This is a genomic window from Streptomyces sp. NPDC057302, assembly GCF_042667685.1.
Classification (GTDB): domain Bacteria; phylum Actinomycetota; class Actinomycetes; order Streptomycetales; family Streptomycetaceae; genus Streptomyces.
In genome coordinates this window covers 1-23,809 of sequence record NZ_JBHUZJ010000110.1, presented here as the reverse complement: position 1 = coordinate 23,809, position 23,809 = coordinate 1, and the positions used below count along the sequence as shown (strand labels likewise).

Sequence of the window (23,809 nt, the reverse complement as noted above, 5' to 3'; positions counted from 1 at the left end):
CCTGTGCGCCCCCGGAGGGCAACGCGGCCCCCAGGAGCCCCACGGGCCCCAGGACGCGCCAGAGGGCCCGCAGCGTGTCGCTGCGGGCGCTCAGAGCGGCATGGGAGGCCGTACGCCCCGCCGAGGCCTTACGCCTCGTCGCGGCGCAGACTCGGCTTCAGGTCCTTGAAGCGGCCGAGCAGGCCGTTCACGAAGGAGGGCGAGTCGTCCGTGGAGAACTCCTTGGCGAGCTGCACGGACTCGTCGAGCACCACGGCGTCCGGCGTCTCGTCGACCCAGATCAGCTCGTAGGCACCGAGCCGCAGGATGTTGCGGTCGACGACCGGCATCCTGTCCAGGGTCCACCCGACGGCGTACTGCGAGATCAGCTCGTCGATGTGGCGCGCGTGGTCCGCGTACCCCTCGACCAGCTCCATCGTGTACTCGCTCACCGGCGGCTGCCGGGTGTCGGACCGCGAGTGGCGCACCCAGTCCGCGAGGACCGTCACTACGTCGACACCACGCTGGTCGGCCTCGAAGAGGATCTGGAAGGCGCGCTTACGGGCCGTATTACGAGCAGCCACGGTTAGCTGTTCACCCGGCCGAGGTAGCCACTGTCACGGGTGTCGACCTTGATCTTCTCGCCCGTGGTGATGAAGAGCGGCACCTGGATCTGGTGACCGGTCTCCAGCGTCGCGGGCTTGGTGCCGCCGGTGGAACGGTCGCCCTGGACACCGGGCTCGGTCTCCTGGATGACCAGCTCGACGGCGGCGGGCAGCTCGACGAAGAGGACTTCGCCCTCGTGCTGCGCGACGGAGGCGGTGAAGCCCTCGATCAGGAAGTTGGCGGCGTCGCCGACGGACTTGCGGTCGACGTGCAGCTGGTCGTACGTCTCCATGTCCATGAAGACGAAGTAGTCGCCGTCCATGTAGGAGAACTGCATGTCGCGCTTGTCGATCGTCGCCGTGTCGACCTTGACGCCGGCGTTGAAGGTCTTGTCGACGACCTTGCCCGACATCACGTTCTTGAGCTTGGTGCGCACAAAGGCAGGGCCCTTGCCGGGCTTGACGTGCTGGAACTCGACGACGGACCAGAGCTGGCCCCCGTCGAGCTTGAGCACCAGGCCGTTCTTGAGGTCGTTCGTGGAAGCCACGGTTGCGGAATCTCCTGGACTGACGTGGACGACCCCGGCGCACGCGCATAGCTCGAAGCTAGAGCGCGAGCAGCTCCTTGGTCGTAATGGTGAGTAGCTCGGGTCCGCCGTCCGCCTCGGGGCGCACGACGAGCGTGTCATCGATCCGGACACCACCCCGTCCCGGGATGTGAACCCCCGGTTCGACGGTGACCGGCACGCAGGCGTCCAGTTTACCCATGGCCGTGGGCGCCAACTGCGGGTCCTCGTCGATTTCGAGCCCCACACCGTGTCCCATCAGCGGAGCGAGACCCTCCGCATACCCCGCGGAGTCCAGTACATGCCGTGCCGCACGGTCGATGTCGCGGTAGGCGGCGCCCGGTGCGAGAGCCTCCCTGCCCGCCCGCTGAGCGGCGAAGACGAGGTCGTAAAGCTCGATCTGCCAGTCCGCGGGAGACGTACCGATGACGAACGTACGCCCGATCTCACAACGATAGCCGCGATAGCTGGCCCCCAGGCACACGGAGAGGAAATCTCCTTCCTCCACCCGCCGGTCCGAGGGCCGGTGACCGCCTCGGCCGGAGTTCGGGCCGGTGCCGACGGAGGTCGGGAAAGCGGGCCCGTCCGCGCCGTGATCGACCAGCCGCCGCTCCAGCTCCAGGGCGAGATGGCGTTCCGTACGCCCCACCAGAATCGATTCGAGCAGTTCGCCCAGCGCCTGGTCGGCGATCTCGGAGCCGATCCGCAGGCAGGAGATCTCTTCCTCGTCCTTGACGAGCCGCAGTTGTTCGACCGCTCCCCCGAGATCCGCGAGGCGCAGCCGCGGCGCGACGGATCCCAGGGCGCGGTGCCGGGCGACCGTGAGGTCGTGCTCCTCGATGGCGAGCGAATCGGCGCCCTGGGCGGCCGCGTGATCGGCGCCCGCCACGGCGGGATCCCCGCCGGACGCGTCGAGCAGCTGCACCCGCAGCCCCTCGTCGGGACGCCCCTCCCCCTGCTCGTCGCCGAGCGGTCCGCCGCACAGCAGCAGATCCTCGGTCCTGCCCAGCAGGAGCACGGCACCCTGGGGCGCCGCTCCCGCGAGATACCGCACGTTGGCGGGGCGGGAGACCAGCGCCGACGCGCTGCCACCCGCGGCACAACGCTCTCTCAGCCGCTCTCGGCGGGCCGCGTACACCTCAGACATGGGACGAGCCTATGAGCGGCGGCGCCGGGCGGCCGGTCGAGCGCGTCCGACCGAGGGGTGCGGGACGTTCCCGGAGGCGTCAGGCGGCGCGGGGGCCGCGGGGGCCTACCACTGCGGCGGGCTCGCGATGGAGCGGGCGAGCACGTCGTCAAGGACGCGGGCCGTGGCGGGGACGTCCAGCTGGGAGTTGTCGATGATGGGCAGGCCCGAGCCGTACCAACCGGCCATGCGGCCGTGGATGCGGGCCACTTCCTCGTCCGTGAGGCGGCGGTTTCCGCTGCGCTCCGCGTTGCGCTCCAGGACGATCTCCAGGCCGGGCAGCAGGACCACCGGCAGCAGCCCCGGACCCACGTGGCGCTTCCAGCCACCGAGGCCGACCACCGGGCGGTCGGGGAAGACCGCGTCGTCGAGGATGCACGAGATGCCGTTGGCCAGGAAGTTCCGGGCGGCGAAACCGCAGGTGCGGCGGGCCAGGCGGTACTGCGCCTCCGAGTGGTCGTTCCAGCCCGACTGGGGGTCCGCGAAGCCCGAGCGCACCCATTCGCGTACGTCGTCGAGGCTGATGTGGGCGGTCGGCACCCTGCGGTGCTCCGCCCAGAACTTGGCGACGCTCGTCTTGCCGGCGCCCGCGGGGCCGATCAGCAGGACGGCCAGCGTCGTGCCGCCGGTGTCCGCCTGGGCGGTGCCGAGCGGCGGGCTCGGCATGGCGACGGGGCCGCCGGGCGGGAGCTGGATGTGCCCCGTGGTGTCCGGGGTCGGGGGGACGGGGGCGCCCGGGGCGTGGCTGTGCTGGGGCGCGCCCGGCGCGACGTGCTGCGGTGCCGGGGCGTGCGGATGCGGGGCCGGTGCCTGCGGGTGCGGGACCGCCGTGCCCGGGGGGTGCGGGGCGCCGGCGAAGCCCGGCGCGGGAGGCGTTGGGCCGCCCGGCGCTGCACCCGGCGGCGGACCGCTCGGGTGATGTGCGGCCGGGGACCAGCCGGTGGCCGGTCCGTGCCCCGGCTGATGGGGCGGCGGCAGCGGAGACCCCACTGCGTGCTGCATCCGGTGCCACTCCGTCTCGTGCGACTGACGCTGGTCGGGCGGCGGCCGGGGCCACCCGTTACCGAACGGTACCGTCCCCGGCCGACGTTGTGTGAACGGCCGGGGAGGCCGCAGGGTGCCCGTGGCTTGTTCTGGCGTGCCTTTTCTCCGCTGTGGGAGGGCTACTTGGCGACTTCGCCGTACGCGGCGAGCAGCACCGCGGGGTCGGGTCCCTCCAGGACGGTGGGCTTGCCCAGGCCGTCGAGCACGATGAACCGCAGCAGGTCACCGCGGGACTTCTTGTCGACCTTCATGGTCTCCAGGAGCTTGGGCCACTGGTCGTAGCGGTAGCTCAGGGGCAGGCCGACCGACTCCAGGACGGTGCGGTGCCGGTCGGCGGTCGCGTCGTCGAGACGCCCTGCGAGGCGGCCGAGTTCGGCCGCGAAGGCCATGCCGACGGAGACGGCGGCGCCGTGGCGCCACTTGTAGCGCTCGTTCTTCTCGATGGCGTGGGCGAGGGTGTGGCCGTAGTTGAGGATCTCGCGCAGGCCCGACTCCTTGAGGTCGCCGGAGACGACCTCGGCCTTGACCTTGATGGAGCGCTCGATCAGCTCGGCGGTGTGCGGGCCCTGCGGGCTGCGCGCCGCCTCGGGGTCCTCCTCGATCAGTTCGAGGATCGCCGGGTCGGCGATGAAACCGGCCTTGATGATCTCCGCGAGGCCCGACACGAAGTCGTTGACCGGCAGCGAGTCGAGCGCGGCCAGGTCGCACAGCACACCCACGGGCGGGTGGAAGGAGCCCACCAGGTTCTTGCCCTCGGCGGTGTTGATGCCGGTCTTGCCGCCGACGGCCGCGTCCACCATGCCGAGCACGGTGGTCGGTACGGCGATCCAGCGGACCCCGCGCAGCCAGGTGGCGGCCACGAAACCGGCGAGGTCCGTGGTGGCTCCGCCGCCGACCCCGATGATGATGTCGCTGCGGGTGAAGCCGGACTGGCCAAGGGCCTTCCAGCAGTACGCGGCGACCTCGGCGGTCTTGGCCTCCTCCGCGTTCGGCACCTGGATGGCGACGACCTCGAAGCCCTGCCCTGCCAGGTCCTCGCGCAGCGCGTCGCCGGTGCCGGCCAGCGCCTCGGGGTGGATGATCGCGACGCGCTTGGTCCGCTCACCGATCAGGCCGGGCAGTTCGCCCAGGAGCTGCCGTCCGACGAGCACCTCGTACGGTTCGGTGCCCGCGGTGCCGCCGACCTGGATGCGGGTGGGCGTCTGCCCCTGCGTCTCAGCAGTCTCCGTCATGCTTCCTTCAACTCCAGTGCGTCGAGGACCGCTTGGGCGACCTCTTCGGGGGTGCGGTCGTCGGTGGCGACGACGGCGCGGGCGACTTCGGCGTAGAAGTGGCGGCGGGCTTCCATCAGTTCGCGCCACTGCTTGCGCGGATTGACGGCGAGAAGCGGGCGCGCGACGTTCAGACCGGTGCGCTTGACCGCCTCTTCCACGTCCATCGACAGATAGACGACGGCGTGCGGGGCGAGCAGCGCGCGGGTCGACTCGTCGAGGATCGCGCCCCCGCCGAGGGCGAGGATCCCCTCGTGCTCGGCGAGCGCCGTGCGGACGGCCGCCCGCTCCAGGTCGCGGAAGTGCGTCTCACCCTCGTCCAGGAAGATGTCCGAGATCTCCCGGCCCTGTCCGGCCACGATGTCGGCGTCGGTGTCCCGGTAGACGGTGCCCAGGCGCTCGGCGAGCAGCGCGCCCACCGTCGACTTGCCCACGCCCATCGGCCCGACCAGAACGATCTGGGGGCCGGTCACCGGATCTGCAGGTTGTCGAGGTACGACGTGACGTTGCGCCGGGTCTCGGGCACGCTGTCGCCGCCGAACTTCTCGGCGACCGCGTCGGCCAGGGTCAGCGCGACCATCGCCTCGGCGACGATGCCCGCGGCCGGGACCGCGCACACGTCCGAGCGCTGGTGGTGGGCCTTGGTGGCCTCGCCGGTGGCGACGTCGACGGTGGCGAGCGCGCGCGGCACGGTCGCGATGGGCTTCATCGCGGCACGTACGCGCAGCAGTTCACCGGTGGTCAGGCCGCCCTCGGTGCCGCCGGAGCGCCCTGAGGTCCGGCGGATGCCGTCATCCGTGGAAACGATCTCGTCGTGTGCCTGTGAGCCCGGCACCCGCGCGAGGTCGAAGCCGTCGCCGACCTCGACGCCCTTGATGGCCTGGATGCCCATGAGCGCGGCGGCGAGCCGCGCGTCGAGCCGCCGGTCCCAGTGCACGTGCGAACCGAGCCCGACGGGCACGCCGTACGCGAGGACCTCGACGACGCCACCGAGGGTGTCGCCGTCCTTGTGGGCCTGGTCGATCTCGGCGACCATCGCCTTGCTCGCGTCCGCGTCGAGGCAGCGCACCGGGTCGGCGTCGAGCTTCTCGACGTCGGCGGGCGTCGGGTAGACGCCGTACGGAGCCTTGGCGCTCGCCAGCTCCGTCACATGGCTGACGATCTCGATCCCGGCCGTCTCCTTGAGGTACGAGCGGGCGACCGCGCCGAGCGCGACGCGGGCCGCGGTCTCCCGGGCGGAGGCGCGCTCCAGGATCGGCCTGGCCTCGTCGAAGCCGTACTTCTGCATGCCGGCGAGGTCGGCGTGACCGGGCCTCGGCCGGGTCAGCGGGGCGTTGCGGGCCAGGTCGGCGAGGATCTCCGGGTCGACCGGGTCGGCCGCCATGACCTGTTCCCACTTGGGCCACTCGGTGTTGCCCACCATGATCGCGATCGGCGAGCCCATGGACAGGCCGTGCCGGACGCCGCCCAGGAAGGTGATCTCGTCGCGCTCGAACTTCATGCGCGCACCGCGCCCATAGCCGAGGCGCCGCCGGGCCAGGTGGTCCGCCACCATCTCCGTGGTGATCGGCACGCCGGCGGGAAGACCCTCCAGCGTCGCGACAAGTGCGGGTCCGTGGGACTCTCCCGCGGTCAGCCAACGCAACCTGCTCAACGGTGCTCCTCATGCTCGCGCCTGGAACTGCGTGGCGCGACCGGGTGCGCGGCCCTGGCCCGCCATCCCCGATCCTCCCACGTCGGGGGGCGGGACCTGGCCTCCGGTCCAGAAAGCGGACGTCTAGCGCGCGGCCAGCGCGTGTTCCCCGGCCTTGCGCATGGCGGCGAGCGGCGCGGGCGCGCGCCCCGTCATCTGCTCGACCTGCAGCACCGCCTGGTGCACGAGGAGGTCGAGCCCGCTGACGACGGCGCCCCCGTACATCGACCAGCGGGCCGCGAGAGCGGTGGGCCACGGGTCGTACAGGACGTCGAAGAGGGTCGCGGGCTGCTCGGGCACGGCGGCCGACAGCGCGTCGGTCACGCCCGCCGGTGTCGTGGCGATCACCAGCGGCGCGCTCAGCGCGCGCTCGGCGTGCGCCCAGTCCTCCGTGCGCACCTCCACGTCCAGCCGCTCGCCCCACTCCCGCATCTCGGCGGCGCGGGCCTCGCTGCGTACGTACGCGACGACCTCGCCCGTGCAGATTTGCGCGAGCGCGGCAAGCGCGGACGACGCGGTGGCGCCCGCGCCGAGGATCGCCGCCGATTCGACCTGCTCGATGCCGTGTTCCCGCAGCGCCGCGACCATGCCGGGGACGTCGGTGTTGTCGCCGACGCGGCGGCCGTCCTCCGTGAGGACGACGGTGTTGACCGCCTCGACGGAGGCGGCGGTCTCGCTGATCTCGTCGAGCAGCGGGATCACCGCGCGCTTGAGCGGCATCGTCAGCGAGAGCCCGGCCCACTCGGGCCCGAGCCCCGCGACGAAGCCGGGCAGGGCCGCCTCGTCCACGTCGAACCGGTCGTACGTCCAGTCGGCGAGGCCCAGCTCCCCGTATGCGGCGCGGTGCAGCACCGGGGAGAGGGAGTGGGCGATCGGGGAGCCGAGAACCGCGGCTCGGCGCTTGGTGCTCATCAGCCGGAGTTCTTCTTCTGTTCCTCGAGGTACTTCTGACGGTTGCGCTCGTGCTGCTCATTCGTCTCGGCGAACAGCGTTTCGTCCGCGTTGATGGAGACGAAGTAGTACCAATTCCCCTTGGCCGGATTGAGCGCGGACTTGAGCGCCTCGTCGCCGGGGTTTCCGATCGGGCCGGGAGGCAGGCCCTTGATCTTGTAGGTGTTGTACGGGTCGTTGAACTTGCGCAGATCGTCGACCGTGCCGGTTTCCAGGGTGCTTTCGGCCTTCGCGTAGTTCACCGTCGAGTCGAAGTCCAGAAGTCCGTAGGTCTCGGTGTTGCCCGGCTTGAGGCGGTTGTAGACGACCGTCGCGACCTTGTCGAAGTCGTGCTTGTACTTGCCTTCCGCCTGCACCAGGCTGGCCACCGTGAGGACCTGGAGCGGGTCCTTCAGGTTCAGCTGAGCGGCCTTCGACTTGAGGCCCAACTCGTCGTATTTCTGGTTGGCTTGGGCGACCATCTTCTTGAGGACGGTTTCGGGCTTCTGGCCCTTCGCGACCGGGTAGCTGGACGGGTAGAGGAATCCCTCCAGCGGGTCCTTGATGTCCTTGTTGCTGTTCGCCCAGTCAGGCAGGCCGAGAGACTTCCAGTCCTTCTTGGCAATACCCTCGGTGGTGCCCTTGTCGAGTTCCAGGCGGGTGTCGATCTGCTTGTAGACCCAAGAATTCCGCTTGCCCTCGGGAATGATGAGGTTATTGCGGCTCTTCGGGCTGAGCATCAGTTCGACGGCGCTCTTGGCCGACATCTGCTTCTTCAGGACATAGACGCCGTCCTGAATGGAATCGCCCTTGGGATTCTGCGCCTGCGCGGAGACAAAGGCGTCCACGCTCTTGACGACCCCGGCGTCCTTCAGTTTCTGGCCGATCACATAGCCGCCGGAACCCTTCGGGATGTCGACGGTCGCGAGGCCCGTTCCCTCGCCCGCGTAATCGGGCGACGTACCGAATCGGTCCTGATAGAACTGGTAGCCGAAATAGCCGACTCCGCCGAGACCACCGGCGAACACCAGCGTCACGACCAGGCACGCGCAGCCGCTCCTGCGCTTCTTCGGTTTCTTGCCGCCCCGGCCGCCCCGACGGTCACCACGGCGTCCCGGAGGCCCGTCGTCGTAGTCGTCCTCGTCGTCGTCCGCGCCGGAGAAGAACGCGTGCTCGCCCTGGTCCGGGCCCGGGTCCCAGTCCTGCTGCGGCTCGGGGGCTCCGCGGCGGCGGGACGGCGGCTCCGGCGGGGGGTACGCGTCGGGGGTGCCGTAGTAGTCGGGGCTGCTCTCCGCGCCGTAGCCGCCCGGCTGGTTGGCGTAGGGGTCCGAGGGGTCGGCCGCGTACGGGACCTGGCCGTGTCCGCCGGTGTCGTAGCCGCCGTCGTACTGGTCGGGACCGCCGTTGTACTGCTGCTGCGGGGCGCCGTCGTACTGCTGCTCCGGACCGCCGTTGTACTGCTGCTGGCCTGCGGGCCCGCCGTACTGCTGCTGACCGTAGCCCTGCTGCTGGCCCGTGCTCCAGTCCTCGTACTGCGCATGCTGCTGCGGCTGCTGAGGGTGGTACTGCCCCTGGCCGCCGTAGGTGGACTGGCCGCCCGAGGGCTGCTGTCCTCCCCATCCGCCGTCCCCGTACAACGGGTCCTCGGGATGCCACGGTTCGGAGCCTGGGCCCCGGCCATACTCAGTCATCGATCCCCTACATGCCGCGAGGCGGGGCCGCCGTCTGAGTGGGAGGGCAACCGTTCCGCCTCTTGATGCTGTGCGGCAGCTGTTCGAACACCGCCGCATCGCGCGGAACGTTACCGTATCGCGATCAGATGACCACTTCGACGCCCTCGCCCGGAGCTTTACCTGACGCCCGTTCGGACTCCAGAGCCTGCTGAAGGATGATGACGGCCGCCGCCTGATCGATGACAGACCTGCCCTTTTTGGACTTCACGCCCGAGGCGCGCAGCCCCTGACTGGCCGTCACTGTGGTCATCCTCTCGTCCACGAGCCGCACCGAAAGGGGGGCGACCAAGCGGGCGAGGTCCTGGGTGAACGCGCGGACCTTGGCGGCAGCGGGGCCCTCGCCCCCGTTCAGGGAGCGAGGGAGGCCGACGACGATCTCGATCGGTTCGTACTCGTCGACGAGCTGCTTCAGGCGGCGCTGCGCGGCCGGGACGTCGCGTCCCGGCACCGTCTCCACCGGAGTGGCGATGATCCCGTCGGGGTCGCACGAGGCGACCCCGATCCGGGCGTCACCGACGTCGATGGCCAGACGCCGGCCCCTGCGCATGCCGCCCTCGGAGTCGGACATCAGGCCGTCTCTGCCACGAGGCGTTCGACGGCGGCCATGGCGTCACCGATGGCCGCGGCGTTCTGGCCGCCGCCCTGGGCGACGTCCGGCTTGCCGCCGCCACCGCCGCCGAGGGTCTTGGCGGCCGTACGGACGAGGTCGCCGGCCTTGAGACCACGCTCGCGCGCGGCTTCGTTCGTGGCGATGACCGTCAGCGGGCGGCCGTTGGCCGTGGTGAAGAGAGCCACGACGGCCGGGCGGTCGCCGGGGATGCGGTGGCGTACGTCGAGGACCAGCTTGCGCAGGTCGTCGGCGCCCGTGCCGTCCGGCACCTGACCGGTGACGAGAGCGACGCCCCGTACGTCCTTGGCCTGGTCGACGAGTCCTGCGGCGGCCTGAAGCACCTTCTCCGCGCGGAACTTCTCGATCTCCTTCTCGGCGTCCTTCAGCTTGCCGAGCATGGCGGAGACCTTCTCGGGCAGCTCCTCGGAACGGCCCTTGACCAGCTCCTGGAGCTGGGCGACGACCGTGTGCTCCTTGGCGAGGAAGTTGTACGCGTCCACGCCGACCAGGGCCTCGATGCGGCGCACGCCCGAACCGATGGACGATTCGCCGAGCAGCTTCACCAGGCCGAGCTGGGCGGTGTTGTGCACGTGGGTGCCGCCGCACAGCTCCTTGGAGAAGTCGCCGATGGTGACGACACGAACCCGCTCCCCGTACTTCTCGCCGAACTCGGCGATGGCGCCCTGCTTCTTGGCCTCGTCGATCGACATGACCTCGGCCTGCACGTCGAGCTCGTGCGCGAGCACTTCGTTGATCTTCTGCTCGACGTCCGTCATGACGGCCGTGGGCACGGCCGACGGGGAGCCGAAGTCGAAGCGGAAGCGGCCCGGCTGGTTCTCCGAACCGGCCTGGGCTGCCGTCGGGCCGAGCGCGTCGCGCAGCGCCTGGTGCGTGAGGTGCGTGGCGGAGTGGGCGCGGGCGATGGCACGGCGGCGGTGCACGTCGATCGAGGCCCAGACCGGGTCGCCGACAGTGATCTCGCCGACCAGGACGACACCCTTGTGGACGTGCACGCCGGGGACCGGCTTCTGTACGTCGCGGATCTCGACGGCCGCTCCGTTGTCGAGGCGGATCCGGCCGGAGTCGGCGATCTGGCCGCCGCCCTCGGCATAGAAGGGGGTGCGGTCGAGGACGACCTCGACCTCGTCGCCCTCACGGGCCGCGGGCGACGAGACGCCGTTGACCAGGAGGCCGACGATCACGGCCTCGTTCTCGGTCAGGGTGTAGCCGGTGAAGTCCGTGGCACCGGAGTTGTCGGCGATCTCGCGGTAGGCGTGCAGATCGGCGTGGCCGGTCTTCTTGGCCTGCGCGTCGGCCTTGGCCCGCTCCCGCTGCTCCTTCATCAGGCGCCGGAAGCCGTCCTCGTCCACGGCCAGGCCCTGTTCGGCGGCCATCTCCAGGGTGAGGTCGATCGGGAAGCCCCACGTGTCGTGCAGCAGGAACGCCTTGTCGCCGGAGAGGACCTTGCCGCCGGCGGCCTTGGTGTCGGTCACGGCGGTGTCGAGGATGTTCGTGCCGCCCTTGAGGGCCTTGAGGAAGGCGGCCTCTTCGGCGAGCGCGACGGTCTCGATGCGCTTGCGGTCGGTCTCGAGCTCGGGGTACTGCTCGCCCATCGACTTGATGACCGTGTCGACGAGCGCGGCGGCGACCGGGCCGGTGGCGCCCATCAGGCGCATGTTGCGGATGGCGCGGCGCATGATGCGGCGCAGTACGTAGCCACGGCCTTCGTTGCCGGGGGTGACGCCGTCGCCGATGAGCATCACGGACGTGCGCATGTGGTCGGCGACCACGCGCAGGGAGACGTCCGAGCCCTGCTCGGCGCCGTACCGCACGCCGGTCAGCTCGGTGGCCGTGTCCATGATGACGCGCAGGGTGTCGGTCTCGTACATGTTCTGCACGCCCTGCAGAATCATGGCGAGGCGCTCGAGACCGAGGCCGGTGTCGATGTTCTGGCTGGGCAGGTCGCCGAGGATCTCGAAGTCTTCCTTCGAGGTGCCCTCGCCGCGCTCGTACTGCATGAAGACCAGGTTCCAGATCTCCACGTAACGCTCGTCGTTGACGGCCGGGCCACCCTCGACGCCGAACTCGGGGCCGCGGTCGTAGTTGATCTCGGAGCAGGGGCCACAGGGTCCGGGGACGCCCATGGACCAGTAGTTGTCCTTCTTGCCCAGGCGCTGGATGCGCTCGGCGGGGACGCCCACCTTCTCGCGCCAGATGGTCTCGGCCTCGTCGTCGTCGAGGTAGACCGTCACCCACAGGCGCTCGGGGTCGAGGCCGAAGCCACCGTCCGCCACGGAGCTGGTGAGCAGCTCCCAGGCGTACGTGATGGCGCCTTCCTTGAAGTAGTCGCCGAAGGAGAAGTTGCCGCACATCTGGAAGAACGTGCCGTGCCGCGTGGTCTTGCCGACCTCTTCGATGTCCGGCGTACGCACGCACTTCTGCACGCTCGTGGCGCGCGAGAACTGCGGCTTGACCTCACCGAGGAAGTACGGCTTGAAGGGCACCATGCCCGCGGGGACGAGGAGCAGAGTCGGGTCGTCCGCGATGAGCGACGCCGAAGGGACGACGGTGTGTCCGCGCTCCTCGAAGAAGCTCAGCCAGCGGCGGCGAATCTCGGCCGACTCCATCAGTGGTCCTCATTCCGGTTGTACGAGTACTTCGACTTCGCGAGGTACTTGCCCTGCTTGTTCTTTTCGGTCTTGCTGGTCTTGCCGTTCTCGATGGCCACGACGACCCGGCGCTGCCCGGGCAGTTCGGGGTCGACCGGGGCTTCGAGGCCGAGGGCCTCGCCCAGTTCGGCCTCGCGCTGGGCCATGTTGTCGCGGACGTCGAGAGCGAAGTCCTTGAGCTTGTGACCCGCCTCGACCGCCTTGTTCGCGGCCTGCGCCGCGAGGCTTTCGGGGGTCAGTTGCTTGATCTTGCGGTTGACCTTGGTGGTGGCCCACACACCGGCAGCGGCGCCCGCGGTGAACCAGAACGTACGGCGGAACATCGCTGCGTCAGTCCTTCTTCCGCTTGCCCCGACGTCGCGCTGAGGGGACGGTGCGCCCCACGATCACGGTACGTCGGGCGGGTGCCTGGGGCACATTGTCTGATTCGGGTCCTGCCTTGCGGCCCAGGGCCCTGCGCACTCCGTAGCCGAAGGCGGCGACCTTGACGAGGGGGCCGCCGAAGGTGGAGGCCACCGTCGTGGAGAGCGCCGAGGCGTTCGAGGTGACTTCCTGGACGTCGGAGGCGATGGCGTCGACCCGCTCGATCTGGGTCTGCGCGGAACGCACCGCGGTGGAGGCGTCCGCGAGGAGCGGGACGGCCTGCTCGGTCACGTCCGAGACGAGCTTGGTCGTCGCCCTGAGCGTCTGTGCCAGTCTCACCAGGACCACGGCCAGGAACGAGACCAGGATCGCCCAGAAGACGGCCACCAGGATCCCGGCCACCTCTCCACCCGACACTGTGCACCGCTCCCTGGATATCGACCCTGAACATCGGTCCTGAACATCGAAAAGTCGTCCCCCGACCCTATCGCGCCGGGGCCGAGGCTCGGCACCGCATTACCGTGTACGGGCAAGGGAGTTAATCGAAGTGATTGTACGGACCGCTTACGGGTGAGTACGCTCCGTGTCTCATGGGACGCGATCAGGGCACCGGTAGCGGTCGGCACGACTCCCCCGCCCGCCGGCCGAGACCCGGCAACCTCCCCCTGGAGCTCAACGCGTTCATCGGGCGCGGCCCCGAACTCGCTCAGCTCGCCGAGGCGTTGGAGGCCGGGCGCCTGGTCACGGTGACCGGTGTCGGCGGCGTCGGGAAGACGCGCCTCGCCGTCCGGGCCGCCTTTGACGCCACGCCACGGGACGGTGCCTGGCTGGTGGAGCTCGCGGCGGTCCGGGACCCGGACCTGGTGGAACACGCGGTCGCCGAGGCGCTGCGCCTGACGGACCACACGCACCGCACGCCCCGCAAGGTGCTGCTCGACCATCTCGCGGAGCGGGAAGTCCTCCTCGTCGTCGACGGGTTCGAGCACCTGGTGGACGCGTGCGCCTCGCTGGTGGGGGAACTGCTGCACCGCTCCCCCGGTCTGCGAGTGCTCGCGGTGGGCCGCAGGCCGCTGGACACCGGGGGCGAGCGGATCTTGCCGCTCGCGCCGCTGCCCACGGCGGACGCGGCCGAGCTCTTCGCCGACCGTGCGGCGGCGGGGCTTCCCGGGTTCGCCCTCGACGAGGAGAACGAAGCGGACGTGGCGGAGCTGTGCCGTCGTCTGGACGGGATCCCGCTGGCCGTCGAGCTGGCGGCGGGGCGGCTGCGGGCGCTCTCGCCCGCGCAGTTGCTCGCCCGGCTCGACAACAGGTTCGCGCTGCTCACCGGGGTCAGGCGCGATGTGCCGCAGCGGCATCAGACGCTGCGTACGGCGATCGGCTGGAGCCATGAGCTGTGCACGGCGGGCGAGCGCCTGCTCTGGTCGCGGCTCTCGGTGTTCTGCGGCCCCTTCGACCTGGAGGCGGCCGAGTACATCTGCGGCGGCGAAGGCCTGCATGCCGACGACGTGCTCGACGTACTCGGTGAGCTGCTCGCGCAGTCCGTCGTGACCCGCGAGGAAGGGCCCACGGGCGTCCGCTACCGCATGCTCGACACGGTCAGGGCGTACGGCGCCGACTGGCTGGAGGCGACCGGCGACGCCGCGCGGATGCGGCGCCGGCACCGCGACTGGTACATGGGGCTCGCCACCTGGTGCGAGCTGGACTGGTTCTCGCCGCGCCAGGCGCGGGTCGCCGAACTCGTGGACTGCGAACTGCCCAATCTGCGCGGCGCGTTGGAGTACTGCCTGACCGAGCCGGACGAGACGCATCTGGGCCAGTATCTGGCGGGCAGCCTGTGGTTCTACTGGGTGGGCTGCGGGCGGCTCGCGGAGGGGCGGCACTGGCTCGACCGCGCCCTCGAACTGGACGGCGACCACGACGACTCGCGCCTCAAGGCGCTGTGGGTGCTCGGCTACGTGGCGGTCCTCCAGGGCGACACGGTCGCCGCGCTGGCCGCGCTGCAGGAGTGCAAGGACGAGGCGGAACGTACCGGCAGCGCCATCGCGGCCGCCTACGCGGTGCACCGCATCGGCTGCCTCGCGCTCCTCGCCGACGACATGGAGCGCGCGGAGACGCTGCTGCGCTCGGCCCTCGATCAGTACCGCGAGATCGGCGAGCTCAACAGCAACGTCCTGATGGGCCAGGTCGAACTGGCGATGGCGCTGGCCTTCCGTGGGGAGCTCGCCGCCGCTGTGGAGCTCTGCGAGGACGTACGCCAGGTGTGCGAGGACCACGGCGAGCGCTGGACTCTCGCGTACGCCCTCTATGTCCTTGGCTTCGCGGCCTGGACGCGCGGTGAGGCGGCGACGGCCCGTGAGCTGGTCATGCGGTGCCTGGCCCTGGACCACGCCTTCCACGATCTGCTCGGCACGGTCCTGGCGATCGAGCTGCTCGCCCTGTTCACCGCGGTGGAGGGCGATCCGGCCGAGGCCGCGGTCCTGCAGGGCGCCGCGTCCCGCATCTGGCCTTCGGTGGGCCTTCCGCTGTTCGGCTCGGGCAACTTCGGCGGGCCGCACGCGCTGTGCGAGTCCCAGGCCCGCGAGCAGCTGGGCGACGCGCGCTACGAGGAGTGCGTGGCCGCCGGGACGCGGCTGACTTCGGACGCCGCGGTCTCGCGCGCCCTGGGCACGGGCCCGAGGACCAACGCGAAAACCCGCCGCCTGCCCCACCACGAGGGCAGGGCGGGCGACGGGCTCAAGCAGGGAGAGCTACGTCCGGGTCAGCGGGCGTAGTACTCGACGACGAGCTGCTCGTCGCAGATCACGGGGATCTCCTTGCGGTTCGGGTCACGGTCCAGACGGAAGGCCAGGGCCTTCAGGTTCACCTGGAGGTAACGCGGGATCTCGCCGTCGGGGGCGAAGCCACCCTCACGCGAGACCACGAACAGCGGCTTCTCACGGCTGCGCTCGCGGACCATCACGACGTCGTCGGGACGGACGCGGAACGACGGCTTGTCGACCTTGCCGCCGTTGACCTCGATGTGGCCGTGGCTGACCATCTGACGGGCCTGGTAGATCGTGCGGGCGATGCCCGAACGAAGGATCAGGGCGTCGAGACGGCGCTCGAGCTCGATGACCAGGGCCTCGCCGGTCTTGCCTTCGGCCTTCTTGGCGCGGTCGTAGGCGCGGGCCATCTGCTTCTCGCTGATGTCGTACTGCGCGCGCAGACGCTGCTTCTCGAGCAGACGGACCTTGTAGTCCGAGTTCTGCTTGCGGCCACGGCCGTGCTCGCCCGGCGGGTAGGGGCGGGCCTCGAAGTACTTGACGGCCTTCGGGGTCAGCGCGATGCCGAGGGCACGCGACTTCTTGACCTTGGGGCGGGACTGGTTCGGCATGAACCAACCTCTCTGTTCCATGGAATACGGCTTCACCAGGGTTAGGGGAGGTCGCAATCCGCAGCCTGGGAAACCCATCGGATCCGGTGGTTCTGGATCCGGCGGGCAGCCGCTCCCTGGTCTGGGCACTATGTGCAGCACGCGAGTGGCCCACCGACCGCTTCCCGGAGTACGGGATGGTGATGGGCTGCCCGCGACACCTTCGACGGTGCGCGACGCTCCTGGAGATTCCTGGACGGTGAGGTCCGGGGCTCCGGCTGGATGTCCCGTTCTGGTGGTGTCCGGTACGAGACCGGACACGGGACGCAGCACTTCGCGCAAGTGTACCGGGTGGCGGGGGGTGCCTCAGCCACAGGTGGCGAGGAGCTCCTGGAGTGCCAGTTTCTCGGGCGCCGTGACGGTGAGCAGGTACTTCGCCTTGATCCCGGTCCAGCGGCGGCCGTACTCGCACCAGTATTCCTTGCGCGGCGGTTTCCACTTGTCCGGGGTCTGGCTGCTCTTCTCGTGGTTCGTCTCCTTGTCGGCGGCGAGCAGAACGTCCAGGTCGTTGGCGTACGTCAGCCGCTTCCCGGCCGTCCAGGCCCAGGCTCCGGCCCGCCAGGCCGCGCCGAGAGCGACGACGTGGTCGGTCTGGATCTGCGAGGCGCGGCGGTAGGAGTAGGGCAGTTCCTTGCCCGTGTACGGGTCGTGCAGGACTCCGGAGAGCACGACGCAGGGGTTGCGGTCGCCCTCGCGCAGGTTCTTCAGGTCCCGGCGCAGGACGTCGTCGCGGGTGTCGCAGCCGTTGCGGCCGCCGGGGGCGTCGGTGTCGTCGGACCAGCCGGCGCCGAACTCGGATCGCTTGTACGTCTGCCAGTTCTTGCCCCAGGCGACCGTGAGGCCGGTGAGCTGGTCGCGGGCCCGTGCGGCGGTGGGCGGGAAGCCGGGGCTGGTCAGGGGCGCCGCGGGCGAGGGCTCGGCGGTGGGGGTCGCCGCGGCCGTCGGGGTCCTGGCCGGGTGGCGGTGGGGGGAGCGCTCCAGCTGCGGCGGGGTGCAGGCCGTGGCGAGGGCGGCGAGGACGAGTGCGGTGGCTCCCGCGCCCGCTCCGGCTGCTGTGCCCATGGCGCCGAGCCTAGGCGGGAGAGCCGGGGCCCGCCCGCCGGGGCCGTGCGCGGACTACTCGCCCTTGAGGCGCTCGCGCACGCGCTCGACCACGTCCGCGTACCGCGCCTCGGCGCCGTAGCGAGTGGGTTGGTAGTACCGCTTGGTGGCCACGGCATCCGGTGCGTACTGCTGGGCCGCGATCGCGCCCGGCACGTCGTGCGGATACACATAGCCCTGGGCGTGGCCGAGCTTGGCCGCACCCTTGTAGTGCCCGTCGCGCAGGTGGGGCGGGACGGGGCCCGCGAGGCCCGCGCGGACGTCGGCCTGGGCGGACTGGATGGCGATCGTCGCGGCGTTCGACTTCGGGGCCAGGGCGAGGGCGATCGTCGCGTGGCTGAGGGTGAGGGCGGCCTCCGGGAAGCCGATCATGGCGACGGCCTGGGCGGCGGCGACCGCCGTGGGCAGCGCGGTGGGGTCGGCGAGGCCGATGTCCTCGCTCGCGGAGATCATCAGGCGGCGGGCGATGAAGCGGGGGTCCTCGCCCGCCTCGATCATCCGGGCCAGATAGTGCAGGGCCGCGTCCACGTCCGAACCGCGGATGGACTTGATCAGGGCGCTCGCGACGTCGTAGTGCTGGTCGCCGTCGCGGTCGTACTTCACGGCCGCTCGGTCGACCGACTCCTCCAGGGACTGGAGGGTGATCTCCTTCTCGCCCTTGGCGAGGGCCGAGCCCGCGCCCGCTTCGAGGGCGGTGAGCGCGCGCCGGGCGTCGCCGCCGGAGATCCGCAGGAGGTGCTCCTCGGTGTCCTCGGGCAGCTCGACCGCGCCGCCCAGGCCGCGCTCCTCGGCGAGCGCCCGGCGCAGCAGGCCGCGCAGGTCGTCGTCCGTGAGCGGTTCGAGGGTGAGCAGGAGGGAGCGGGAGAGGAGCGGGGAGATGATCGAGAAGTACGGGTTCTCCGTCGTCGCCGCGATCAGCGTCACCCAGCGGTTCTCGACGGCCGGGAGCAGGGAGTCCTGCTGGGCCTTGCTGAAGCGGTGGATCTCGTCCAGGAAGAGGACGGTCTCCTTGCCGTGGCCGCCCAGGGCCCTGCGGGCGCCTTCGATGACCGCGCGGACTTCCTTGACGCCCGCGGTGATCGCGGAGAGCTCCACGAAGCGTTTGTTCGTGGCCTTGGAGACCACGTAGGCGAGGGTCGTCTTGCCGATGCCCGGCGGGCCCCACAGGAACACCGACGACGGTCCCGCCGGTCCTCCGCCGCCCTCGCCCACCAGCCTGCGCAGGGGCGAGCCCTGCTTCAGCAGATGCTGCTGGCCGACGACTTCCTCGAGGGTGCGCGGGCGCATCCGGACGGCCAGGGGACTCGTCGAAGGGTCCTTCTCCTGGCGGTCCTCGGCAGCTGCGGTGAACAGGTCGGGCTCCACGGTTCGAACCCTACGTCAGCCCACTGACAATGCCCTCGGCGCTGTCAGCTGGTCCAGAAGTCCCACCAGCGCGTGAGGATCAGCATGCCGATGATGCCGACGTGCAGCACCGGAAGCACCCAGGTGAACTCGCTGAAGAACGTACGCAGCCAGGAGGGCGCCGGCAGAAGGCCCTTACGGACGTTGAACGAGGTCACGTACCAGAACATGGTGATCGTGGCGACCCAGGCCAGGCAGCACCACAGGCACAGCGAGTTGATCTCGTACAGCGACTGGTACATCAGCCAGGTGCAGAACCCGACGCCGAAGAGCATGCCCGCGTTCAGCGTCAGCCAGTACCACCGCGGGAAGCGCGCCCGGCCCAGCAGACTCATCCCGACACAGATCACGACGGCGTACGCGGCGATGCCCAGCATCGGGTTCGGGAACCCGAAGACCGACGCCTGCTCGCTCTTCATGATGTTGCCGCAGGAGACCACCGGATTGAGGCTGCACCCCGGCGTGAAGTCCGGGTCCTCAAGGAGCTTGAACTTGTCCAGCGTGATGACCCACGCCGCGAGCAGCCCCGCCGCCCCCGTGATCACCAGCAGCAGCGCGAACGCACGGCCCCCACCGACACTGCGTGGCGCGTCCGCGTCCGTCCCCCCGCGATCGTGCTCGGAGGGAAGACTGTCGCTTGCCGGGGTCGTCTTGCTCATCACGCCGTTCCGTCGCTTGTGGGGGCCTACGGGCACGGACATTGTGCCGCACGCGCGCGGGTGTCCACCGTTCGTTGGACATAAGGAGGTACGCACGAAGGACCCCGGGCGTTCGGTTCGCCGGGGCCCTGCGCCTCCGTCTTCGCCCGAAGCTAGGCCAGCTTGCCCTTCAGGACGTCCACGAGGGAGTCCACCGCGACAGCGTCCTGCTCCCCGGACTCCATGTCCTTGAGCTGGACGACGCCCTCGGCGAGGTCACGCTCGCCCGCGACGACCGTGTACCGCGCGCCCGAGCGGTTGGCGTTCTTCATCGCGCCCTTGAGGCCCTTGCCGCCGTACGAGAAGTCCGCCGCGACGCCCGCCTTGCGCAGCTCCGTGACCTTGGCGAACAGGATCCGGCGTGCCTCGTCGCCGAGCGGGACCGCGAAGACGCTGGTCGCCGAGGGCAGGTCGAGCTCGACGCCCTCCGCCTCCAGGGCGAGGACCGTGCGGTCCACGCCGAGCGCCCAGCCGACGGACGGCAGCGCGGGGCCGCCGATCATCTCGGAGAGGCCGTCGTAGCGGCCGCCGCCGCCCACCGCGGACTGCGAGCCGAGGCCGTCGTGGACGAACTCGAAGGTCGTGCGGGTGTAGTAGTCGAGGCCGCGGACCAGCTTCGGGTCGTCCTCGTACGCGACGCCCTCCGCCTTCAGGAGCTCGCGCACCTCCTCGTGGTACGCCTTGCACGCGTCGCACAGGTAGTCGCGCAGCATCGGAGCGCCGACCAGCTGCTTCTGGACGTCGTCGCGCTTGTCGTCCAGGACCCGCAGCGGGTTGATGTCGATACGTCGACGTGTCTCCTCGTCCAGGTCGAGCCCGCGCAGGAAGTCCTGCAGCGCGGCGCGGTAGACGGGGCGGCACTCCTTGTCGCCCAGCGAGTTCAGCAGGATGCGGAACTGCGAGAGGCCGAGCGCGCGGTACGCCTGGTCGGCGAGGATGATCAACTCGGCGTCGACTGCCGGGTCTTCCACGCCGATCGCCTCAGCGCCGACCTGCGAGAAGTGGCGGTAGCGGCCCTTCTGCGGGCGCTCGTAGCGGTAGTACGAGCCGGAGTACCAGAGCTTGACCGGCAGATTGCCCGCCTTGTGCAGGTTGGCCTCCAGGGCCGCGCGCAGCACGGAAGCGGTGCCCTCGGGCCGCAGGGCGAGCTGGTCGCCGCCCTTGGTCTCGAAGGCGTACATCTCCTTGGAGACGATGTCGGTGGACTCGCCGACGCCGCGCGAGAACAGCTCGACGTTCTCGAAGCCGGGGGTCTCCACGTAGCCGTACCCGGAGTTCCGCAGCGGCGCGGCGATCGCCTCGCGCACCGCCAGGTACTTCGCTGAGTCCGGCGGAAGCAGGTCGTAGGTGCCCTTGGGGGCCTTGAAGGTGCTCACGGGTTTTCTCTCGTCACATTCCTCGTCGGGGAGCGTCGGCTCCCGGGCCGGCGGCCACCTGACGCAGATACGGGTTGGTGGCGCGCTCACGGCCGATGGTCGTGTGCTCGTTGTGACCGGGCAGGACCACGGTCGAGTCGTCGAGCGGCAGGCACACGCGCGCCAGCGACTCGAACATCTCGGCCTGCGATCCGCCGGGCAGGTCGGTGCGTCCGATGGAGCCGGCGAAGAGCAGGTCTCCCGAGAAGAACACCGAGGGGACCTCGGCGGACTCGGGGAGCTGGAAGGTCACCGACCCCTTCGTATGCCCCGGCGCGTGCGCGACGGAGAAGTCGAACCCCGCGAGCTTCAGCCGCGCGCCGTCGGTCAGCTCCTTGACGTCGGAGGGCTCCCCCACGGTCAGTTCGCCGAGCAGCTGCGCGCCGAAGGAACGGCCTATGGCCTTCTCCGGGTCGCTCATCATGTACCGGTCCTCGGGGTGGATCCACGCGGGCACGTCGTGCGCCCCGCAGACCGGGACGACCGAGGCGACGTGGTCGATGTGGCCGTGCGTGAGGATGACCGCGACGGGCTTGAGCCGATGCTTCTTGAGTGCGTCCTCGACTCCCTCGGTGGCCTGATGGCCCGGGTCGATGATCACGCACTCCTCGCCTGCGGCGGGGGCGACCACGTAACAGTTGGTGCCCCAGGCCCCGGCGGGAAACCCGGCAATGAGCACGATCGTCCTTCGTTCGTAGTCCGGCGGAGGTGACCGCGCAGGATCGCGGCAGATCAGAGCCTACCGGCGCTCCCGATTCCACAGCTAACCCATATACGGTACGGGGCACACAGAAGCGGTCATCCACGCAGAGGAGAGAGAACCCGGTGGTCAGCAACGATCAGCGGCGGCGTCAGCTCGCCCGGGAGAAGTTCTTGCGGCAGCAGCAGCGCAGGGAGGCCGCGCGACGCAGGGCGCGGATGCGCAACGCGGTGATCGCATCGGCGCTCGCGGTGGTCGTGGCCGGTGGCGCGGTGTCGTACGCGGCAGGTGCCTTCGACGACGACGGCAACCCGAAGGACAACGCGAACGCGAGCCCCACCACGAAGGCCGACCCCTGCGAGAAGCCCGCGAGCGGCAAGGTGAAGCCGCTCAGCTTCAAGAAGGAACCGGCGCTGACGATCGACAAGTCGGCCGACTACGCGATGAAGCTGGGCACCACCTGCGGCGACATCGACCTCGACCTGTCGGCGGCGAAGGCCCCGCACACCGTCAACTCCTTCAACTTCCTGGTGAACAAGGGCTATCTCGACCACACCAAGTGCCACCGGCTCACCGCGGGCGGCATCTTCGTCCTCCAGTGCGGCGACCCGAAGGGCACCGGCGAGGGCGGCCCCGGCTACTCGATCCCGGACGAGAACCTCAAGGACAAGAAGCTGAAGGGGAACGTGTATCCGGCGGGTACGGTCGCGATGGCCAACCAGTACAACGCCCAGAAGAAGGAAGGCCGGGACACCGGAGGCAGCCAGTTCTTCCTGGTCTACCAGGACAGTCAGCTCCCGCCCGACTACACACCGTTCGGGACCATTTCCGATTCCGGGATGAAGGTGCTCAAGAAGATTGCCGACGCCGGCGAGAGCACCGGCCAGGGCGACGGCACCCCGAACGCGACGGTCGTCATCAACAAGGCGACCGTGTCGAAATCCTGACCGCTTGCAGGCAAACTTCGGACGCGCGGGATGCGGACAGCCGCCCCGCGCGTCGCCTATGTTGGCGGTGACGAAACTGTGGACGATGCCGGGGGCCCGAGGCCCTGCGCAGGCATCATGTGGAGGAGGCGCTGTGAGCAGCGACCCGTGGGGCCGCGTCGACGAGACGGGGACCGTGTACGTGCGCAAGGCCGACGGCACTGAGCGCGAAGTCGGTTCGTGGAAAGCGGGATCTCCTGATGAGGCCCTTGCCTACTTCGAGCGCAAGTACGACGGTCTGGTCGTCGAGATCGGACTTCTCGAGCGCCGGGTGAAGACGACCGACCTGTCGGCCAAGGACGCCATGACCGCCATCGACCACCTGCGCACGCAGGTGGACGAGGCACACGCGGTCGGCGATCTGGACGCCCTGAGCACGCGCCTGGACAAGCTCGTCGAGACCGTCGACGCGCGCCGGGAAGAGCGCAAGGTCCAGAAGGCCAAGCAGTCGGACGAGGCGAGGCACTCCAAGGAGGCGCTGGTCGTCGAGGCCGAGGAGCTCGCCCAGAGCGAGCAGTGGCGGGCGGCGGGCGAGCGGCTGCGCGCGCTGGTGGACACCTGGAAGGGTCTGCCGCGTCTCGACCGCAAGTCGGACGACGAGCTGTGGCACCGCTTCTCGCATGCCCGCTCGGCGTTCTCCAAGCGCCGCAAGGCCCACTTCGCCTCGCTGGACGCCCAGCGCGAGGAAGCCCGCAAGACCAAGGAGAAGCTGGTCGGCGAGGCCGAGGCACTCTCCGGGTCGGCCGACTGGGGTCCGACGGCCGCACGCTACCGCGACCTGATGACCGAGTGGAAGGCCGCGGGCCGCGCCCAGCGCGAGCACGAGGACGACCTGTGGAACCGCTTCCGCGGCGCCCAGGACGTGTTCTTCGCGGCGCGCAGCTCGGTCTTCGCGGAGCGGGACGCCGAGCAGACGGAGAACCTGAAGCTGAAGGAGGAGCTGGCCGAGGAGGCCGAGAAGCTCGTCCCGGTGAAGGACCTCAAGTCGGCCCGCGCGGCTTTCCGTGCGCTCAACGAACGCTGGGAGGCCATCGGCCACGTCCCGCGTGACGCGCGGCCGAAGGTCGAGGCCCGGATGCACGCCGTGGAGCGGGCGTTGCAGGACACCGAGGAAGCCGAGTGGCGCCGTACGAACCCCGAGGCCCGCGCGCGTGCCGAGGGTCTGACCGGTCAGCTGCAGGCCGCCGTCGACAAGCTGGTCGAGCAGATCGACAAGGCGCGCACGGCGGGCAACAACGCCAAGGCGGACAAGCTCCAGAGGGAGCTCGACGGGCGTCAGGCGCTTCTTGACCAGGCGCTGAAGGGTCTGCACGAGTTCGGCGGCTGACACGGCACCCGGGCACACCCGAAGGGCCCCGTACGGCGCGTACGGGGCCCTTCGGGCGTCCAGCGGGGGCTGTGACGGTCCCCCGCGGCGGCTACGGCACGACGGCTACCACGCCCT

22 protein-coding genes are annotated in these 23,809 nt (G+C 70.2%); 3 read left to right on the top strand and 19 right to left on the bottom strand.

All coding sequences use genetic code 11. From position 1 onward, the window contains the following. Nucleotides 1-128: 128 nt before the first annotated feature. The 13 genes from nusB to ACFUPX_RS40770 form a co-directional block, all read right to left on the bottom strand. A complete protein-coding gene (gene nusB / locus ACFUPX_RS40830) occupies nt 129-563 on the bottom strand; it encodes a transcription antitermination factor NusB (RefSeq protein WP_383334203.1) in 435 nt (144 codons plus the stop codon). 2 nt (nt 564-565) lie between these two features. After that, nucleotides 566-1,132: an elongation factor P gene (gene efp, locus ACFUPX_RS40825; RefSeq protein WP_344521662.1), complete on the bottom strand. Its 567-nt coding sequence runs from the start codon at nt 1,130-1,132 to the stop codon at nt 566-568. Between the two features lie 58 nt (nt 1,133-1,190). Continuing rightward, nucleotides 1,191-2,297, bottom strand: a complete 1,107-nt coding sequence (locus ACFUPX_RS40820; protein WP_383334201.1) for a M24 family metallopeptidase — start codon at nt 2,295-2,297, stop codon at nt 1,191-1,193. A 105-nt stretch (nt 2,298-2,402) separates the two neighbouring features. Then, on the bottom strand, nt 2,403-3,338 hold the full coding sequence (locus ACFUPX_RS40815; protein WP_383334199.1) for a Pro-rich N-terminal domain-containing protein: 936 nt from the start codon (nt 3,336-3,338) through the stop codon (nt 2,403-2,405). Between the two features lie 161 nt (nt 3,339-3,499). Next, nucleotides 3,500-4,612 carry a 3-dehydroquinate synthase gene (gene aroB / locus ACFUPX_RS40810; protein WP_383334197.1) on the bottom strand — a complete coding sequence of 371 codons (1,113 nt, stop codon included), beginning with the start codon at nt 4,610-4,612 and terminating at the stop codon, nt 3,500-3,502. After that, nucleotides 4,609-5,124, bottom strand: coding sequence for a shikimate kinase (locus ACFUPX_RS40805; RefSeq protein WP_383334195.1), 516 nt, complete (start codon nt 5,122-5,124; stop codon nt 4,609-4,611). The genes aroB and ACFUPX_RS40805 overlap by 4 nt, the downstream gene beginning before the upstream one ends. Further along, nucleotides 5,121-6,305, bottom strand: a complete 1,185-nt coding sequence (gene aroC / locus ACFUPX_RS40800; RefSeq protein ID WP_383334193.1) for a chorismate synthase — start codon at nt 6,303-6,305, stop codon at nt 5,121-5,123. Before aroC ends, ACFUPX_RS40805 begins: the two co-directional genes overlap by 4 nt. A 123-nt stretch (nt 6,306-6,428) precedes the next feature. Beyond that, nucleotides 6,429-7,256, bottom strand: coding sequence for a shikimate dehydrogenase (locus ACFUPX_RS40795; protein WP_383334191.1), 828 nt, complete (start codon nt 7,254-7,256; stop codon nt 6,429-6,431). Beyond that, entirely contained in the window at nt 7,256-8,965 is a 1,710-nt protein-coding gene (gene mltG / locus ACFUPX_RS40790; protein WP_383334189.1) for an endolytic transglycosylase MltG, read from the bottom strand. Before mltG ends, ACFUPX_RS40795 begins: the two co-directional genes overlap by 1 nt. A 124-nt stretch (nt 8,966-9,089) precedes the next feature. Next, nucleotides 9,090-9,554, bottom strand: a complete 465-nt coding sequence (ruvX, locus tag ACFUPX_RS40785) for a Holliday junction resolvase RuvX (protein WP_383334205.1) — start codon at nt 9,552-9,554, stop codon at nt 9,090-9,092. Nucleotides 9,555-9,574: 20 nt separating this feature from the next. Beyond that, entirely contained in the window at nt 9,575-12,244 is a 2,670-nt protein-coding gene (gene alaS / locus ACFUPX_RS40780) for an alanine--tRNA ligase (RefSeq protein ID WP_383334187.1), read from the bottom strand. Continuing rightward, nucleotides 12,244-12,609, bottom strand: a complete 366-nt coding sequence (locus ACFUPX_RS40775) for a DUF6167 family protein (protein ID WP_383334186.1) — start codon at nt 12,607-12,609, stop codon at nt 12,244-12,246. Before ACFUPX_RS40775 ends, alaS begins: the two co-directional genes overlap by 1 nt. A 7-nt stretch (nt 12,610-12,616) precedes the next feature. Further along, the gene (locus tag ACFUPX_RS40770; protein ID WP_383334184.1) at nt 12,617-13,066 is read right to left on the bottom strand and encodes a DUF948 domain-containing protein; all 450 of its coding nucleotides are present in this window, start codon (nt 13,064-13,066) and stop codon (nt 12,617-12,619) included. 173 nt (nt 13,067-13,239) lie between these two features. Between ACFUPX_RS40770 and ACFUPX_RS40765 the strand changes: the two genes are divergently transcribed. Continuing rightward, entirely contained in the window at nt 13,240-15,420 is a 2,181-nt protein-coding gene (locus ACFUPX_RS40765) for an ATP-binding protein (protein WP_383334182.1), read from the top strand. Here the strand turns inward: ACFUPX_RS40765 and rpsD are convergent. The 6 genes from rpsD to ACFUPX_RS40735 all read right to left on the bottom strand — a co-directional run bounded on the left by rpsD (nt 15,408) and on the right by ACFUPX_RS40735 (nt 21,358). Beyond that, a complete protein-coding gene (gene rpsD, locus ACFUPX_RS40760; RefSeq protein WP_249591119.1) occupies nt 15,408-16,022 on the bottom strand; it encodes a 30S ribosomal protein S4 in 615 nt (204 codons plus the stop codon). The genes ACFUPX_RS40765 and rpsD overlap by 13 nt on opposite strands. A gap of 345 nt (nt 16,023-16,367) precedes the next feature. Next, entirely contained in the window at nt 16,368-17,123 is a 756-nt protein-coding gene (locus ACFUPX_RS40755) for an HNH endonuclease family protein (RefSeq protein WP_383334180.1), read from the bottom strand. A gap of 54 nt (nt 17,124-17,177) precedes the next feature. Next, the gene (locus ACFUPX_RS40750) at nt 17,178-18,527 is read right to left on the bottom strand and encodes a replication-associated recombination protein A (protein ID WP_383334178.1); all 1,350 of its coding nucleotides are present in this window, start codon (nt 18,525-18,527) and stop codon (nt 17,178-17,180) included. A 44-nt stretch (nt 18,528-18,571) separates the two neighbouring features. Beyond that, nucleotides 18,572-19,225 (bottom strand): vitamin K epoxide reductase family protein, encoded by a 654-nt coding sequence (locus ACFUPX_RS40745; protein ID WP_383334176.1) that lies wholly within the window; start codon nt 19,223-19,225, stop codon nt 18,572-18,574. Between the two features lie 152 nt (nt 19,226-19,377). Continuing rightward, nucleotides 19,378-20,640 carry a histidine--tRNA ligase gene (gene hisS / locus ACFUPX_RS40740; protein ID WP_383334174.1) on the bottom strand — a complete coding sequence of 421 codons (1,263 nt, stop codon included), beginning with the start codon at nt 20,638-20,640 and terminating at the stop codon, nt 19,378-19,380. 13 nt (nt 20,641-20,653) lie between these two features. Then, entirely contained in the window at nt 20,654-21,358 is a 705-nt protein-coding gene (locus ACFUPX_RS40735) for an MBL fold metallo-hydrolase (RefSeq protein ID WP_383334172.1), read from the bottom strand. A 146-nt stretch (nt 21,359-21,504) separates the two neighbouring features. Here ACFUPX_RS40735 and ACFUPX_RS40730 point away from each other — a divergent pair, with 146 nt between their 5' ends. Further along, complete coding sequence (locus tag ACFUPX_RS40730; protein WP_383334170.1) at nt 21,505-22,326, top strand: peptidylprolyl isomerase; 822 nt, start codon at nt 21,505-21,507, stop codon at nt 22,324-22,326. 133 nt (nt 22,327-22,459) lie between these two features. Continuing rightward, nucleotides 22,460-23,692, top strand: a complete 1,233-nt coding sequence (locus ACFUPX_RS40725; RefSeq protein ID WP_383334168.1) for a DUF349 domain-containing protein — start codon at nt 22,460-22,462, stop codon at nt 23,690-23,692. Nucleotides 23,693-23,809 lie beyond the last annotated feature (117 nt).